General features: G+C 51.0%; 9 protein-coding genes. All 9 read left to right on the top strand.

Annotation, left to right across the window (positions count from 1 at the left end; translation table 11 throughout):
- Positions 1 to 77: 77 nt before the first annotated feature.
- The gene (locus tag JET16_RS02830; RefSeq protein ID WP_199614061.1) at positions 78 to 2,240 is read left to right on the top strand and encodes an MGH1-like glycoside hydrolase domain-containing protein; all 2,163 of its coding nucleotides are present in this window, start codon (positions 78 to 80) and stop codon (positions 2,238 to 2,240) included.
- 3 nt (positions 2,241 to 2,243) lie between these two features.
- Positions 2,244 to 4,898, top strand: coding sequence for a glycoside hydrolase family 78 protein (locus tag JET16_RS02825; protein WP_325176593.1), 2,655 nt, complete (start codon positions 2,244 to 2,246; stop codon positions 4,896 to 4,898).
- Positions 4,895 to 5,959: a sialidase family protein gene (locus JET16_RS02820; RefSeq protein WP_199614060.1), complete on the top strand. Its 1,065-nt coding sequence runs from the start codon at positions 4,895 to 4,897 to the stop codon at positions 5,957 to 5,959. The genes JET16_RS02825 and JET16_RS02820 overlap by 4 nt, the downstream gene beginning before the upstream one ends.
- 67 nt (positions 5,960 to 6,026) lie before the next feature.
- The gene (locus JET16_RS02815; protein WP_199614059.1) at positions 6,027 to 6,920 is read left to right on the top strand and encodes an AraC family transcriptional regulator; all 894 of its coding nucleotides are present in this window, start codon (positions 6,027 to 6,029) and stop codon (positions 6,918 to 6,920) included.
- A gap of 400 nt (positions 6,921 to 7,320) precedes the next feature.
- A complete protein-coding gene (locus JET16_RS02810; protein WP_233530950.1) occupies positions 7,321 to 10,488 on the top strand; it encodes an S-layer homology domain-containing protein in 3,168 nt (1,055 codons plus the stop codon).
- Between the two features lie 248 nt (positions 10,489 to 10,736).
- The gene (locus JET16_RS02805) at positions 10,737 to 11,858 is read left to right on the top strand and encodes an ABC transporter ATP-binding protein (RefSeq protein WP_199614058.1); all 1,122 of its coding nucleotides are present in this window, start codon (positions 10,737 to 10,739) and stop codon (positions 11,856 to 11,858) included.
- Positions 11,859 to 11,883: 25 nt separating this feature from the next.
- Positions 11,884 to 14,862: an extracellular solute-binding protein gene (locus tag JET16_RS02800; RefSeq protein WP_233530949.1), complete on the top strand. Its 2,979-nt coding sequence runs from the start codon at positions 11,884 to 11,886 to the stop codon at positions 14,860 to 14,862.
- 31 nt (positions 14,863 to 14,893) lie between these two features.
- Positions 14,894 to 15,811, top strand: coding sequence for a carbohydrate ABC transporter permease (locus JET16_RS02795; RefSeq protein ID WP_233531016.1), 918 nt, complete (start codon positions 14,894 to 14,896; stop codon positions 15,809 to 15,811).
- Positions 15,812 to 16,711, top strand: coding sequence for a carbohydrate ABC transporter permease (locus JET16_RS02790; protein WP_199614056.1), 900 nt, complete (start codon positions 15,812 to 15,814; stop codon positions 16,709 to 16,711).
- Positions 16,712 to 16,736: the final 25 nt, after the last annotated feature.

The following is a 16,736-nucleotide window of genomic DNA, read 5'->3' as shown; positions in this document are numbered from 1 at the left end:
GATATATAATACGAATATAGCAGAAATGCCGATTTCATACACCGAAGTCCGGTATGATGGAATAGGGGGAAACCGCGATGTCTACAGCTCCATGGGACGAACAACTGCGCGCAGGAAAGAAGTCGCTCCGCACGCTGCCCGGATCGCTGCTGCTCGGTTCGACCGGCGCGCGGCTCTGGGCCGATTATTTGGATCCCGCACCCGGCTTTTCCGGCCGGTTCGATTTTATTCACAAAACGAACATCCCGCTGTTATTTACGGTGGACAACAATTTAACGGACAGCTTCGAACCGTGCCTGACCGAATGGTTTCCCAGTCATCTATTCATGGAATACGAAGGAAGCTCCCTGCTATATTCGGAACAAAAATTTATAACGTGGGACGATTGCGCCGTTTCTTGCCAAACTTGGACGAACCGGAGCGGCGAGGATCTCGTGCTTCGGCTGAGAACGTTCGATCATGTTTTTAACGGCAACGGGGAAAATCAGCTGTTCGGCACGTTTACCATCGAGCATTACAGTTTCGATATCGATGCCGCGCTAGCCGTTAGCGATGAAGCGCTGTTGGAGCAGGTTCGGCTGAAGCCTGGCGAATCCAAGCAATTTGTAGTCGCGTTGTCATTGGGAATCCGGGGGAAAGACCGTCCGGAGCTGCTTGGACAAAGAGCTGCGGGGTACGCGCTCAGCCGGCGTTCGGCCCGCCGCGTGCTCGCCGATTACAGACAAGAGTACGGGAAATGGTTCGAAAAAGCTCCGGTCTTTCGCAGCAGCGACCCTCTGCTGGACAAAACGTGGGCGTACCGTTGGTTTATTCTGCGCCACAATTTGGCCGACCCGCAGTACGGTCTGCTGCGTTATCCATTGTTTTACGAAGGAAGATCGCACAAGAAAGGCAAGACTCCATTCGGCAAAGGCGGATGGGAGTTCAGCAAGCTGATCAACTTGTCCGTTCCGCTTCATATTACGGATGCTAAGTGGTACCACGATCCGGTCTATGGCGAAGGCGCCCTGAAAAACATGAAAGAAGGCAGCGGCGAAGACGGATTGTTTTGCTGCATGACGGTAGATACAAAAATGCATTCGTTCGCCAACTTTTCCTGCTGGGCGGCCTATCAGCTGTTTTTGGTGCACAGGAATACCGAAACAATGGCGGAATTGCTGCCTTCGATGAAGATGCAGATCGATTCATGGAAGCGGTTGCACGGAAATGAGCGGGATGAACTGATGATCGAATACCGTCATACGCGAACGGGGAAGGAATATCAGCCGAGCTATTGGTATTTTCACAATTACCCGAAAAATCCGAAAGATCCGGAAACGTATACATATCTGAAACGGGTAGACCGCACCGTGTACCATTATTTGAACACGCTTGGCGTGGCCAAATTGTGCGAAGAGTTGGGCGATCCGGAAGCGGAAACGTACCGTTCTCTCGCGGAGCGAATCAAGCAAGACATACTGGAGAAGATGTGGGACGGAACGACGAGCTTCTTTTACGATCTTCATCACGAAACCGATGAAAAGGCTTTCGTCAAAAATATCGTCGGTTTTTATCCGGTGTGGGCCCAATTGATCGATGAGCGTTACGACGGATTGATAGAACATTTGTTTGACGATAAAGAGTTTCATACGAAATGCCCGTTCCCGACCGTCTCAGCGGATTGTCCGGCCTATTCCAAAGAAGGCGGGTGGATGGGACATTTTATCAAAGGAAGAAACGGCTGCGTATGGGACGGTCCGACTTGGCCTTATACGAATTCAATCGTTCTTGACGCGCTCGCGAAAGAAAGCAAGCGGAGAAATCACCGGTTCGACAGGCAGTTCGCTTATTATTTGCGCGAATTTTCGTTTCTCCACTTCTTTCACCGGGATTTGCATCAACCCGGTCTCGTTGAACATTACAACAGCGCGACCGGCGAACCGTTAAGCGACGAACATGAATACAATCATTCATTCTATATCGATTTGCTGATCAGCCATGTCGCGGGATTGTCCGTTGCAGGAGACCGGTTGGTTCTCGATCCGGTGGACGCGGGTTTGGATTATTTCAGCTTGGACAACGTGAAAGCCGCCGGATTGGATATCCGGGTCACCTACCGGAGACCCGGCATCCGCGCCGGAGATTCGGGAATCGGCGAAGGATACAGATTGTTCGTCAACGACAGGCTTGTCTTCTCGAATGCCGGACTGTGCCGGGCGGAGCTGCCGTTACGTGAACTTGCTCACCGAAGGGAGGATTGAACGGTGTCGTTGGAAATTGTGCGTTTATTGACGGAATATGAGGAAAAACCTCATGGAATTGATGCCCGTCATCCCCGATTGTGCTGGATTATGGAATCCGAAAACCGCTCCTCGATGCAAACAGCTTACAGAGTGCTCGTTTCCTCTTGCCGACAGTCGCTTGACCGCGATGAAGCGGATATGTGGGACAGCGGCCGCGTCGAATCCGATCGTTCGGTTCATGTGCGCTACGAGGGAAAGCCGCTCGAATCCGGTAAATGCTATTTCTGGAAAGTGCGCGTATGGGATAAGGACGGGATACCATCGCCGTGGAGCAAGCATACGTACTGGTCGATGGGATTGCTCGACCCTGGCGAATGGCGGGCAAAGTGGATCGGGATGAACGGGGAGCTCACGGACAATTATCCCTCTGCCGCTTATTTGCGCAAGACGTTCGTGATTCCAAAACCGGTAAAGAAAGCGATCGTTTACGCGACGGCGCTTGGTTTATATGAGTTGTACTTCGGCGGCCGGCGGGTCGGCGACGATCATTTCGCTCCCGGATGGACCGACTACGGCAGGAAAGTGCAGTATCAAACGTACGATGTCACGGAGTATGCGGAACAAGGTGAAACAGCTGTCGCCGCCATATTGGCGACCGGATGGTATTGCGGAAAATTGGCGATGATCGGCAAGCGTAAATACGGGGATAGGCCTTACCTGCTCGTTCAAACGCATATCGAGTATGAGGATGGAAGCGAAGATCTTGTAATTACGGATGAGACATGGAAGACGTCTGAGGGCGCACTTATTTATTCGGAGATTTACAGGGGGGAAACTTATGATGCGCGAAGGGAACACGACGGCTGGCTTCTCCCCGGATTCGTCGACTCGGATTGGCAGCCGCCGATTGTGCTTCCCGGCTACGGCGGGAATCTCGTGTCGCAGGCGGATCAGCCTATACGGATTACTCGGCTGATAAAACCGGTGTCGGTCACTAAGACGGAATCCGGGACTTATATTTTCGATATGGGCCAAAATATGGCCGGACGGGTTCGGCTCAAAGTAAATGGGGAAAGAGGCGCACGCATCGTATTGGAGCATGCCGAAATGCTCAACGTAGACGGTACGCTGTACAAGACGAATCTCAGAAGCGCCGTAACGGCGGACACGTATATATTAAACGGAAAAGGCACCGAAATATACGAACCCAGATTTACTTACCACGGTTTTCGATACGTTGAGATGAGCGGATTTCCCGGCGAGCCGGATCTTGAAACAATCACTGGAGTCGTGCTGCATACCGACGCCCCCTTATCGGGGAAATTCGAGACGGACCATCCGCTTCTCAACCGGCTGCATAGCAATATTCTCTGGGGGCAGAGGGGCAATTTCTTCAGCATTCCGACCGATTGTCCGCAGCGCGACGAAAGGCTGGGTTGGACCGGCGACGTGCAGGTTTTTTGCCGAACCGGCTGCTTCAATATGAATGCGGCGCGTTTCTATGCCAAGTATGCGGCCGATATGGTTGACGCCCAGCTTCCTTCGGGGTCCTTTCCCGATGTGGCTCCCGACGGCGGATACCATCAGCGCAGACTAAACAAAAGGAAAAATACCGATTGGACTCCGCCGTACAGCGCCGGCTGGGCGGACGCCGGAATGATCATCCCTTGGACGATCTATCAGGTATACGGCGACACCGAAGTATTGGAGCGCCATTACGCCGCAATGATCCGGTACATGAATTTCCTTGAAGGGGTAAGCGAACAATTCCTCGTACGGGACATCTATGCAAACAACTATGGAGACTGGCTTGCGCTTGGCCCGGAAACTCCGAAGAAGCTCATCTCCACAGCATTTTATTTCTACAGCACGGTTCTGATGGGACGGATCGCTTCCGTACTCGGACATGCGGAGGACGCCGAAACATACCGGGTTCGGGCGGAACGGATCAAAGAAGCATTTGTCCGGGAATTCGTCGCACTAGACGGCAAAGTGCAAGGCGATACGCAGACCGGATACGCAATTACTCTGGAGCTCGGTCTGCTCCCCGAACCGTTGGCGAAACAGGCGGCCCGGCAGCTTGTGCGCGTTATAAGGCAATGTGGGAATCATCCGACATCCGGATTTATCGGAATCGGTTTTCTGCTCCCCGCCTTAAGCGATTACGGCTATAGCGATACGGCTTACGACTTGCTGCTGCAGGAGACGTTTCCATCTTGGTTTTACCAGATTAAACACGGAGCTACAACGATATGGGAGCGGTGGGACGGGTGGACCGAGGAAAACGGAATCCACGCGAGCCGCATGAACTCGTTCAATCATTACGCTTTCGGAGCGGTCGGCGAGTGGCTGTACCGCTACATGGCAGGAATAGACACCGATCCCGGCCAACCCGGGTTCAAGCACATTCGCATTCAACCCCATCCGGGGATCGGTGTGTCCAAGGTGCATGCGGAATACGACTCGCTCTACGGGAAGATCGTATCGTCTTGGCAATTGCAAGACGGCCGATTCCGTTTACAGGTGAACATACCCGTTAATACGACGGCAACAATCCGGATGCCGGATCAATCGGCGCATGCAGTCGGCTCCGGACAATACGAGTTAGAGGCACTGCTGCCGGTTCCCGCCGCTGGAACAAACAGTAGCGATCAGGAGGAGGAAATTATCACATGAATCGATTTAACGGATTGATCCGAATGTCGGATAAAGACCCGAGCGTAATTGAAGCTTATCTTCCCGTTCCGTACGAGAACGACAACCATGCCGCCAACTTGCTGGAGCTGGACAACGGCGATCTGCTGTGCGTCTGGTTTTCGGGCAGCGGGGAAGGCAATCCCGATACGAAAGTAGTCATGTCGAGACTTCCTTCAGGATCGGACCGATGGACATCACCGGTCGAGCTTACGCGCGATCCCGAACGGTCCGAACAAAACCCGGTGCTGTTCCAAGCTCCGGACGGGAAGCTGTGGTTTTTCCACACTTCCAACGAGCCGCACAATCAGAGAACGTCAAGGGTCGTGTATATGACCTCCACTGACAGAGGACATTCATGGAGCGGGCCGCGAGCGCTGTTTGACGACAAACCCGGCATATTTCTCCGCCATCCTCCGCTTGTTTTGAAAACCGGCGATTGGCTGCTGCCGGCATATTATTGTACCAGCGAGGGACATTACAGCGTTGTGAAGCTCAGTTCCGATCAGGGCAAGTCGTGGCGGGAAATCGAAGTGCCGGACAGTCTGCACAGGGTTCAGATGAATGTGGTCGAATTGAACGACGGCACGTTGTACGCGATGTTTCGCAGCCGACAGGCAGACAGGATATACACGAGCGTGTCCCGCGATAACGGAAAATCGTGGTCCGCGCCGGCGAAGAGCGAATTGCCGAACAACAACTCGTCCACGCAAGCGGTCAAGCTGCATGACGGACGTCTTGCACTCATCTTCAACAACGCTACATTGGAACGGGACCAGTTCAGATGGATCGAACGAAAAGGAGAATGGCGCAAAAAACCGCTGCGCACTCCGCTAACGTTGGCCGTTTCAGACGATGAAGGGAAGACGTGGCCATATATGAAAAACGTGCAAATGGCCGATCTCGAGTACAAAGAGAAGGAAACCGGATATTCCTATCCGTCTATAATTCAAACGCGCGACGGGAAAATCCATATCGCTTTTTCTTACCTGCGCAAATGTATCAAGTACGTGCGCCTCGATAAGGATTGGATCAATAATTGACGATAGATTCGGATTTACTAGTTTGTGATTGCATTCATGGTCATTATATGAAACCGGGGTGAAAGTCATGAACGGAAGAGTCGAGCAGTTGAAGGGCGAACGTTTTTTTGAACAGGACAACGATGTATTTGTAAACCGGGAAGTGGAATCGTTTTCAACTTGCTTGCACACGCATGATTTCGTGGAAATCTGCATTGTGGGAGAAGGGAGCGGATATCATTATCTCGAAGAACAGGTGCTGTCCGTTAAGCGGGGAGATGTGTTCCTCATTCCGATCGGGACGGCGCATGTTTTCCGGCCGTCCTCTCCCAAGCACGACAAAATGCTGGTAGTTTACAATTGCATTTTCCGCACGACGATTTTGAAAGATTGGAAGCATTATTTCGGGGAACAGTCCGGAATTAGCGACATTATTTTCAACCCGGAAAAAAGTTCCGCCCGATGGCTCCATTTTCAGGATAAGCATGATAGATTTCTAACGATGTTCCAAGACATGCATTGGGAGTATCTGAATAGAAACAAAGGATACGAGATCATGCTGATCACGCTGCTGATCCAGATCCTGACGTTGATGCGGCGTTTCGAGATGACATACGGCGCGCTGCCTTCTCCCAAGAGCCAGCTGGACGATATCGTAGACTTCATCAAAAACAATCACTCGAAAAACATCACGGTTCAGACTGTGGCCGATTACTTTTATATGAGTTCGAGCCATTTTCAGCGCTTGTTTAAAAAATCGACCTCATTGACGTTCACCCAGTATTTGCAAAACGTGCGCATACAAAAATGCTGCGATTTATTGAAATCGACGGATATTTCGATTCATGAAATCGCCAACCATGTCGGCTATCAGGATATGAAGTTTTTCCACGCTTTGTTTCGCAAAAAAACCGGCGTCACTCCCAAACAGTACCGGAAAAACTTTCAAGAGACGGAGGACGGGGAAATATCGGTCGGTTGAAAAAGTACGATCCACCTATAGAATCATCGGACATCACCTATAACTTTCTTGAAATGATCGATATACAATATAAAGTGTAATTGTTTATTAGATAATATAAACAATATTACTTAATCGGTTGTTTCAAAAATGAAATGTTACTAAGTATATCGAGCTTCTCAGCAGTTTGAATAAGTTTAGGAAATGATAAAAATCACAGGGGAAAGGCAACAATTGTAAATCATTATATAAACTTTGCCATTTTGTTTAGGTTCTAGTTTACCTGCCAGCCTAAAACAAGGAGGAGATTGTCATGCTATGCAAGCGATTCAACAGGACAACAAGATGTATACATAACATGCCGTATTAAGAGAGAGAGTGTGGTCCGATTTAAAATTCCGTTAAACGGGAGGCTGTAAGTATGATAAACCGCAAAATATGTTTATTGATTTCATTACTGCTCTTGCTTAACATGTTTAATCCGGCCGCTCATGCAGCAGAAGACGGTTCGGGAGAGCAATCGTCTCAAGAGCAGCAGTCGGAAGAGCAGCAATCGGATGAGCAATCGGATGAGCAATCGTCTGAGGAGCAACCGCAATCCGAATCCGGATTAACCGCTGACAATTTCGGCGATTTGAAGGAACTGTCCGAAGATATTAAGGAAAAAATCGACGCGCTTATTCGCGGCGGCGTGTTCAACGGAATTTCAGAAAACAATTTCGGCTTGAACGAGCTGATGAATCGCGCTCAACTTGCTAAAGTGGTAGCAATTATTTTTTCATTGCCGGTTGATGAAGCGCTTACAACGTCCAGCTTCTCCGACGTCGCCGCCGGATTCGAGTATGCGGTGCCTTACATAGAAGCGCTTAAAGAGGCGGGACTGACGAAAGGCAACGATCCCGAAGGGAAATTGTACAACCCGGGAGGCAAAGTCACTCATCAGGAGCTGGCGGCTTTCCTGATTCGAGGGCTCGGGTTGGAGGAAGAAGCGGAAAATGCGACGCCCGTTGAAGACGATACGGTCGATGATTGGGCGAAAGCGTATGTCGCTCTTGCGCTTGAGAAGGAAATCATGGCAAACCAGGAAGACGGCACTTTCGGCGGCAAGGTTCACGCTACCAGGGAAATGCTTGCGATTGCCGCATACGACACGAAAGCTTTGTTTCAGAAACCGGAAAAAGCTTCGATTATCGAAGCGAAAGCGACCGGCGCCAAGCAAGTATCCGTCAAGCTTGATCGGGACGTCGACATCGTCAAAGCCGATCTGGAAGTTTGGAGCGGCGGAAAATCTCTCAATAAAACCGTGGAATGGAACTCCGATTTTATGTCCGCCACGATCACAATGGATAAAAACCTTGTGAAAGGCAAATATTCGGTCAAACTGATCGGTTTGGAAGAAGATGCGGTAGAAAAAGGTGAACTGGAATTTGAGGCAGACAACGAAAAGCTGGCTTCGATAGAAATCGTCGCCCCTTCGGATACGCTGCCCCAAGGGAAAGTCACGATTGAGTACAAAATGAAGAACCAATACGGGGAAGAGACCGACCAATTCACAACGCGGATTATGGGCAGTTACTTCGACGCTCCCGCTCCGGTCTTTGTTCCCGGCAAGCAGGCATTCAAGCTTGATTTGACGCAGGTTCCCAAAGGAGCTCCGATAACGGCCGTTCTGCTAAACCAAGCTTACTCCGTCACGGCAAGCAAATCGTTTACCGTAGGCGATCCGCAGATGGTCGCATCCATAGAACTCGGAGAATTGAAATTTAAAGGCTCGGAGACGATCCTCAAACCCGGCGGTACGGCTTACCTGCAATTCTCCGCATTCGACCAGTACGGTTACCGCATTTCCGATACGAAAATATTGGACGACGGATTAATTAAATTGGTTATCGGGCATGGACTCAATGATAAACCGCAGCTTGTCGATTACGATAACGACGGATATCCGGAGCTTCAATTGGAGGCTTCTCGGGATGTGGAAAGCGGCACGGAAGCGACCGTGAAGCTGATTGCACCCGCCAGCGGAAGGTCTGTAGAGAAAACCGTAAATATCGTCGTGCCGAGACTGCCGGCTTCCGTTGAATTCGAATACTTCGACGAGTCGCTTGTCGAAGGAGACGACGATAAGTATGTCGGCATCATCGTGAAGGACGATAAAGGCGACATTCTGACTCCGGCCGAAGTCGCGGCTGCGGAGACGACCAGGAAAATTATGGTGACAAGCACAGGCCCGATCGTATTAGCCGCGAAACCGGAAACGCGCATCGATTACTCCAGCGGTTCGAACGTTACTAGAAAAGTAGCGATTCAAGAGACCGGAAAGAATAAGGGGAAAATCCGGATCGCCGAAATTAAAGGCTCGGGCCACGCTTCGATCATTGTCTACTTGATGACGAACAATCAACAAGCGACGTTCGATATGCATATTATGCCGGAAGCAACCGATCAAAGACCGTCGTCGATCGTCGTGGACGGCGGCGATACAAGCAAAGCGGTGCTGAATGCGACCAAGACGAAAATGAAGTTCGACGTCTTGGATCAATACAACAAAGATTTTAAAAATTCCTTAGCCGATATTAAAGTCGAGCTGAAGCTTGAAAGAATAAGCGGCGATGCGGGTGCTGTGAGCACATCGAGAGCCGTAACGTTATCCGATGCGAATCCGACTGCGATCAAGGAGATCAAAGATATAGCCGACAAGGATATCGAATTCATTCCGGACAGCACGAAGACGGGATCTTATCGGTTAACCGCCTCGCTGGTAAAAATAAACACGGCGGATAACACAGTGGAACACCGGTTGTCTTCCGCTTCGATCGTGGCGGATGTGATCGACGGCGTTAACCCCCCGCTCGTCTATGAGGTTGACGTTGAAGAAGACAACTTGTATGCGATCGGCAGGTATACTTACGATCGCGGGATTACCTCGACCGTTACCGATGCGACTTATCAGTTCTCCTGGTATGGCGATTTCGGTGCTGAGATCGAAGTGCGGGCGACCGACCAATTCGGAAGAAAGGTCGTACTTCCGGACAATATGATCACGAACATGATGGTTTCGAATTCGTCGGTGCTGGCTTTTAACGACGATATGAACAAAATCATCGGCCTGGATGCCGGAACGGCCAAGCTGACCGTTGTGTTCAACACTCCGACAGGAATGCAGACGCAGTCGAAAGACATAACGATCAAATACGATCCGATTGAAGTATCCGAGTTGAAAGCGAAGAAGACTGACAACAAGGTCGACAGCAAAGCGCTGAACGGAATGTACCCGTGGAACGGCAAATTGATGGACCAACTCACCGTGGTGCATAATTTCGGGCAAGTGAACAGCGGCAAATCGAACGGTGTAGACAGATTCCTCTATTATAACAGCCTGTTCAACGGAGCGTTCGTCATCAACAACCTCAAGTATGCGCCGGGAACCACGGCGGGCATGCAAGACCGTATCTATGTCGGCGCCGATTTCAAGATCGTCTACACTCCTGCAAGCGGCGATCCGTCAAACAACAACCTGCTCGGCTTCACGATTACATTCATGACGCCGAATGGGGAAAGCATATCGTGCGATGTGGAAGTGCAGTAATACAAATACTTGAATTCGGGTTCTCCTCCCTCTTTATATAAATTTTTGCCTCTGCCGGCATATGCCGGCGGGGGCGCTTTTTTTATTCCGGAAAACTAATGTAACAAATGCGGCGCAAATGACCTATAGAATGGATAAACCTCACCCATAATCGTGTCAAGCGATCGCTTGTATAATTGAAAAAACGATACATATTTCTGGAAATCAGGCCGGTTGAAACGATGAACGAGCACACAGGGGGTGTCGCAGTGGAAAGCATTTCTTTAAACCATGTGGAAAAGCGTTACGGCAAGGAGAAGCTGTATGCCGTCAAAGATTTTCATCTGAAAATAAACGAAGGCGAATTTTTGGTGATGGTCGGTCCGTCCGGCTGCGGAAAGTCGACGACGCTGCGGATGATCGCCGGTCTGGAGGATATTACGTCGGGGGAAATATATATCGGTAACCGGCTGGTCAACCACCTTCCGCCGAAAAATCGCGATATTGCTATGGTTTTTCAAAATTACGCGCTGTACCCGAACATGAACGTGTATGAAAATATCGCGTTCGGCTTGCGCATGAGAAAGATGCCGAAGCATGAAATCGATATGGCGGTGAAAAAAGCGGCCAGAGTGTTGGAAATCGAGTCGTTCCTCGAGAGAAAGCCGAAGCAGCTTTCGGGCGGGCAGCGGCAGCGCGTAGCTCTCGGCCGGGCGATTGTCCGCAATCCGAAAGTGTTTCTGATGGACGAACCGTTGTCCAATTTGGACGCGAAGCTGAGAGTGCAGATGCGCACGGAGCTCATCAAGCTGCACAAGCAGCTTGGCGTCACCACGGTTTATGTAACGCACGACCAGGTGGAAGCGATGACGATGGGCAATCGCATCGTCGTTATGAAAGACGGGGTCATTCAACAGGCGGATACGCCGCAAACCATCTACAGCAACCCGAAGAACATGTTTGTCGCCGGCTTCATCGGCACTCCGCCGATGAATTTTATTGAAGGCAAACTTATGGAAAACGCTTCCGGACTATTGGAGTTTCATACCAACCGCTACTATCTGGAAATTCCCGCCGGGCAATCGGCCAAGTTGAAAGCAAATAACAGGGCGAACAAAAACATTATTTTAGGAATCCGCTGCGAGCATATCCACTTGGATGAGGCGATGAGAGACGCCCGTCCGCACTCACAAATCGCAGGAATTCAAAAGATCAACGAGCTGATGGGGGCGGATATGTATCTGTATCTCGATATCGGAGCGCCTAACTTGCTCATTGTCCGTACCCACCCGGAACACCGGTTTGCAGAAGGGGAAAAATTGACGCTAACTCTCGATTTGCACAAGTCCATTTTCTTCGACAGAGATACGGGCGAAAATCTGCTGCAATAATTTATTCACGGCGGAGGGGTCAAAATTGAAAGCGCTCTTGCGAATATCTCGGACATGGACCGGTATAATGTTGGCTTTAACGTTGGCGTTAAGTCCGGCATTACCCGCCTTCTCGAGCGAACACGCCGCATCCGAAGACAGCTCCGGTACCGGCGGAGAACAGCTCCGGACGCAGACGAACGTGCCGGGCGGTCTGGAACCGTCTTATCAGGAAGTGTTGGAAAAGTGGAAGAAAGAAGGGGCGGCGGAAAACCATACCGGGATTATTACGATCGCCGGGCCGGCGTTCACCGGCAAGTCCGATAACGCACATGTTTCCGTCGGCTCATACGGAGGCAAAAACAATGTGCTGGTGTGGAACTCCGCAAGCGACGAATGGGTCGAATTCGAAGTGGAAGTCGAACAGGGCGGTCTGTACGCCGTCGATATTTCCTACCATCCGTTCGTTGACGGGACGAACAGGCTTCCGGTTACTCTGAACGTCACGCTGGACGGCGCCAATCATTATGTGGAATCGAGATCGGTCCAATTGTACCGGAGATGGAAGGATCAGATGCCCGCGCTTAAAGACGACTACGGCGACGAAATGAGGCCGAAGTCGATCGATTCAAGCGAATGGGTAACGGCGCCGCTGCGGGATTCCGGAGGAGCCTATACCGATCCGCTTCTCTGGCATTTAACTCCGGGAAAGCACACGCTGCGATTTGCAAGCAGCAATCCGATGGCGATCGAATCGATCACGTTGAAGCCGCCGTCGACGGTCGCCGATTACAACACGGTCAGAAACGCGGTTAAGGCGGAGAAACCATCCGCCGCCGTCGAACCGATCGTCATTGAAGCCGAACAAGCGCAATGGAAGAGCGATTCCTCCATTGCGTTGGGGTACGATAACGATATTTACGCGACGCCTTACAAGAGAGGGAATATCACTTATAACGTCATCGGCGGCACTCAATGGGCTGCGGGAAATCAGGAGGTCGCTTGGTCCTTCGACGTTCCCGAAAGCGGATTTTATAAAATCGCCATGCGCGCGTTGCAGTTTTATTCTTCGAACCGTTCGTCGTTTCGGACGATCACGGTTAACGGTCAGGTCCCTTTCTCCGAAATGGAAGCATACCGATTCCAATATTCGACGGGCTGGCAAGGCGTCTCGCTGGAGGACGGCGAAGGCAAGCCATTCGAGTTTTATTTGGAAAAAGGCACAAATACGCTCTCAATGCGGGTGACTCAGGCTCCGCTAAAACCGCTGACGTTAGAGATGGAGAATTTGGTCGCTCAGTTAAAAGAAATGGTATTGGAAATCGAAGCGCTTACAGGCGGTACGGTAGATCCGAACCGGACGTGGAACACCAAACGCGATCTGCCCGGGTTCGTCGATAAGCTTAGCGGTGTTTACGGGAATCTTCAGGACATCAGAAGGCGTCTCGAATCGGTTAACGGACGTTCCGATGCGGTAACGCAGGGCATTGTCACCGTTGAGAAGGATATCGAAACGCACCTGCGGAACGTCAACGACATTCCGTTTGAAGGCAGCAAATTCGTGTCGATACAAGGAAAATTGGCGGAATTCGTGCAGCAGCTAAACAGCCAGCCGCTCCAGCTGGACCGGATTTATATCGTTCCGGCCGGTCAGGACATTCCGAAAATGACTCCCGGCTTTCTCGAAAATATCAAAGGCGCGATCATCAACTTTTTCTACTCGTTCCAAACGAAGAAGAGACTCACCGATGTGGACGACGAAGAGGTGCTAAATGTATGGGTGCAGCGCGGCAGAGATTATGTCAATTTGCTGCAGCAGCTGTCGGACGAAATGTTTACGCCCGAAACCGGAATCAAGGTTAAGGTGAATTTGCTGCCCGGATCGGATTTGCTCGTGTTGATGAACGCCGCGGACATTTCTCCGGATGTGGCTCTCGGCTTGTCCCAAGATTTGCCGTTCGAGTACGCCGTACGAAACGCGTTGTATGATTTATCGTCGTTTCCGGATTTCAAAGAAATGTACGACCGGTTTCCGCCGGGAATATGGACGCCGCTGTATTATGACGGGGGCTATTACGGCGTGCCGGAAACGCAAACGTTCGAAATGCTGTACTACCGCAAAGACATTATGGATCGTTTGGGTCTGGAAGTTCCGGATACGTGGGAAGACGTTTACAAGATGCTGCCTACGCTGCACCAAAACAATATGAATATGCCGCCTATAACGTATACGCCGATTTTCTACCAAAACGGCGCCGAATTTTTCACGAATGACGGAATGAAGACGGGCTTCAACAATCCGACAGGCTTCGAAGCCTTCAAAACATGGACGGATCTGTACAATCTACATGCCGTGGAACGCCAGGCGGCAAGCTTCTACCAATCGTTCCGAAGCGGGATTTACCCGATCGGAATATCGGAAATTAATACGTATATCCAGCTGATGGTAGCCGCTCCCGAATTGAACGGATTGTGGGGAGTTGCGCCGATTCCCGGAGTTCGGCAGCCGGACGGCACCGTCGCCCGCTGGATGAGCGGAGGCATGCAGACGGGCGTCATCTTCAAGAAAACAAAGAAAGCCGAGGAAGCCTGGAAGTTTTTGAAATGGTGGACATCCGCCGAAGTGCAGGAGCGCTACGGAACGGATCTGGAGACGGTAAACGGGATTACATTCCGTTGGAATACGTCCAACATCGACGCGTTCGTGAAGCTGCCCTGGAAATCGGACGACCTTCAGAGCATCTTGGAGCAATGGAGATGGTTCAAGCAAGTCCCCAACGTTCCCGGTTCCTATTATCTTGACCGCGAAATTCAGAATGCATGGAACCGGACGGTGGTCGACGGAATCAATTACAGAAGCTCTCTCGAGACGGCTATCAAAGATATTGAAAGAGAGATGTACCGAAAGCTGCAGGAATTCAATTTCATCGATACGAACGGAAGTGTCGTCCGCAGCATGAACATGCCGCAAGTAACGGAGCCGTGGAAAGGTGTGGATAAGTATGTTAAAGACGGAAGCCGATAAGCTGCGCGCACCTCACGATTACGGAAACGGGATGCAAAAGGCGGTGCGGACGGCAAAGCTGCTGTGGTCCTACCGGTTGTCTTACTTGTTCATTGCGCCGTTCATGATTTGTTTCATTCTGTTTATTATGGTACCGGTTGCGGCCGCATTTTTGCTCAGCTTCACCCAATTCAACTCGTTGGAGCCGCCGCGGTTCGTCGGTTGGGACAATTTCAGATACATGCTGTCGCAGGATTTGCTTTTTATCAAATACGCGCTGCCGAACACGTTCAAGTTCGCCGTCGCCGTCGGCCCCGGCGGGTACATTGCGTCTTTCGTGCTCGCATGGCTCATTTCAATATTGCCGAACGCCACGCGCAAATGGTTCGCACTCGCGATTTACACCCCGTCGCTTACCGGCGGGCTCATCATGGCGATCGTCTGGGTGCCTCTTCTTTCCGGGGACCGCATCGGATATTTGAACAGTTACTTGCTCAGCTTCGGATTGATCAACGAGCCGGTGCTGTGGGTCACGAGCAAGGAGTATTTAATGAACTCCATGATATTCGTGACGCTTTGGTCGAGTATGGGGATCGGATTTTTGGCGATGCTCGCCGGAATTTTGAACGTGAATCAGGAATTGTACGAAGCCGGCAGACTTGACGGCATTAAGAGCCGTCTGGAAGAAATTTGGTACATTACCATACCTTCGATGAAGCCGCAGATGCTGTTCGGCGCGGTAATGGCCATCGTCGGAACGTTCAACGCGGGCGGCATAGGCAGCCAATTGTCCGGTATGAATCCGACGCCGCAATATTCGGGCCATCTCGTCGTGAACCACATTAACGATTACGGATTCATCCGGCTGGAGCTCGGTTATGCTACGGCGCTGTCCGTATTCTTGCTCCTTCTTATGTATGTGGCCAACAAATTTTGCTGGGGAATTTTCGGCTCGAAGGAGGACGAATAGATGCAAGCCAACGCAGCGTTTCGGAAAATGCGGATGTGGCGGACGAATTCGAAGCTGTTCCGCTTAAGCCCTATCGAAAAGTTCGCGGCCGTTCTGCTTGTGCTGCTCAGCATATTCATGCTGATGCCGCTCGTGTTCATTTTTAACAACGCATTGAAGCCTTATCAGGAACTGTTTTTATATCCGCCGACCATTTTCGTTGAAAATCCGTCATTTCAGAACTTCTTGGAGCTTTGGGCGATCACGAAAAATTCGGCGGTCCCGATGACCCGGTACATCTTTAACAGCGTGCTGGTGGCGGCGCTCACCGTCGTCGCGGTGACGGCGGTAAGCGCATTGTGCGCCTATGCGATTTCCAAACATAAGTTTCCGGGTCATAAAGCGGTGTTCGCCGCCATACTTCTAACGCTGCTGTTCGCACCGGAAACGGTCGCCATCCCGCGCTACTTGGTCGTCAGCCAGCTAGGCATTATGAACACGTATTTCGGCCATGTTTTCCCGATGGTGGCTGTTCCGACCGGCGTGTTTTTGATGAAACAATTTATCGATCAGCTGCCCAACGAATTGATCGATGCGGCCAAGATGGACGGAGCGGGGGAGATGACGATTTTTATGAATATCGTCATACCGTTCTGTTTGCCCGCGGTGGCTACCATCGGCATCATCGCGTTCCAGAATGCCTGGGGAAATACGGAGACATCGTCACTGTTCATGCAGGAAGAGTCGATGAAAACATTCCCGTTCTTCATCTCGACGCTCACTTCCAATATGGCCAATAACGTAGCCAGACAGGGGGCGGCGGCGGCGGCGGGGCTGCTTATGTTTCTGCCTAATTTGATTATTTTTCTGGCATTTCAGAACAAGGTGATCAACACAATGGCGCATTCGGGGATCAAGTGAAAGACGTCAATCGGATTTGGAGGGT

Origin of the sequence: Paenibacillus alkalitolerans (assembly GCF_016482785.1) — a bacterium.
Taxonomy (GTDB): Bacteria; Bacillota; Bacilli; order Paenibacillales; family YIM-B00363; genus Paenibacillus_AE; species Paenibacillus_AE alkalitolerans.
Note: the sequence above shows the minus strand (reverse complement) of the source record. Positions and strands in the feature narration are given on the sequence as shown.

Coding starts and splice junctions, on each gene's coding strand:
- JET16_RS02815 (WP_199614059.1), top strand. CDS start 6,027: ATGAACGGAAGAGTCGAGCAGTTGAAGGGCGAACGTTTTTTTGAACAG.
- JET16_RS02795 (WP_233531016.1), top strand. CDS start 14,894: ATGCAAAAGGCGGTGCGGACGGCAAAGCTGCTGTGGTCCTACCGGTTG.
- JET16_RS02820 (WP_199614060.1), top strand. CDS start 4,895: ATGAATCGATTTAACGGATTGATCCGAATGTCGGATAAAGACCCGAGC.
- JET16_RS02830 (WP_199614061.1), top strand. CDS start 78: ATGTCTACAGCTCCATGGGACGAACAACTGCGCGCAGGAAAGAAGTCG.
- JET16_RS02810 (WP_233530950.1), top strand. CDS start 7,321: ATGATAAACCGCAAAATATGTTTATTGATTTCATTACTGCTCTTGCTT.
- JET16_RS02790 (WP_199614056.1), top strand. CDS start 15,812: ATGCAAGCCAACGCAGCGTTTCGGAAAATGCGGATGTGGCGGACGAAT.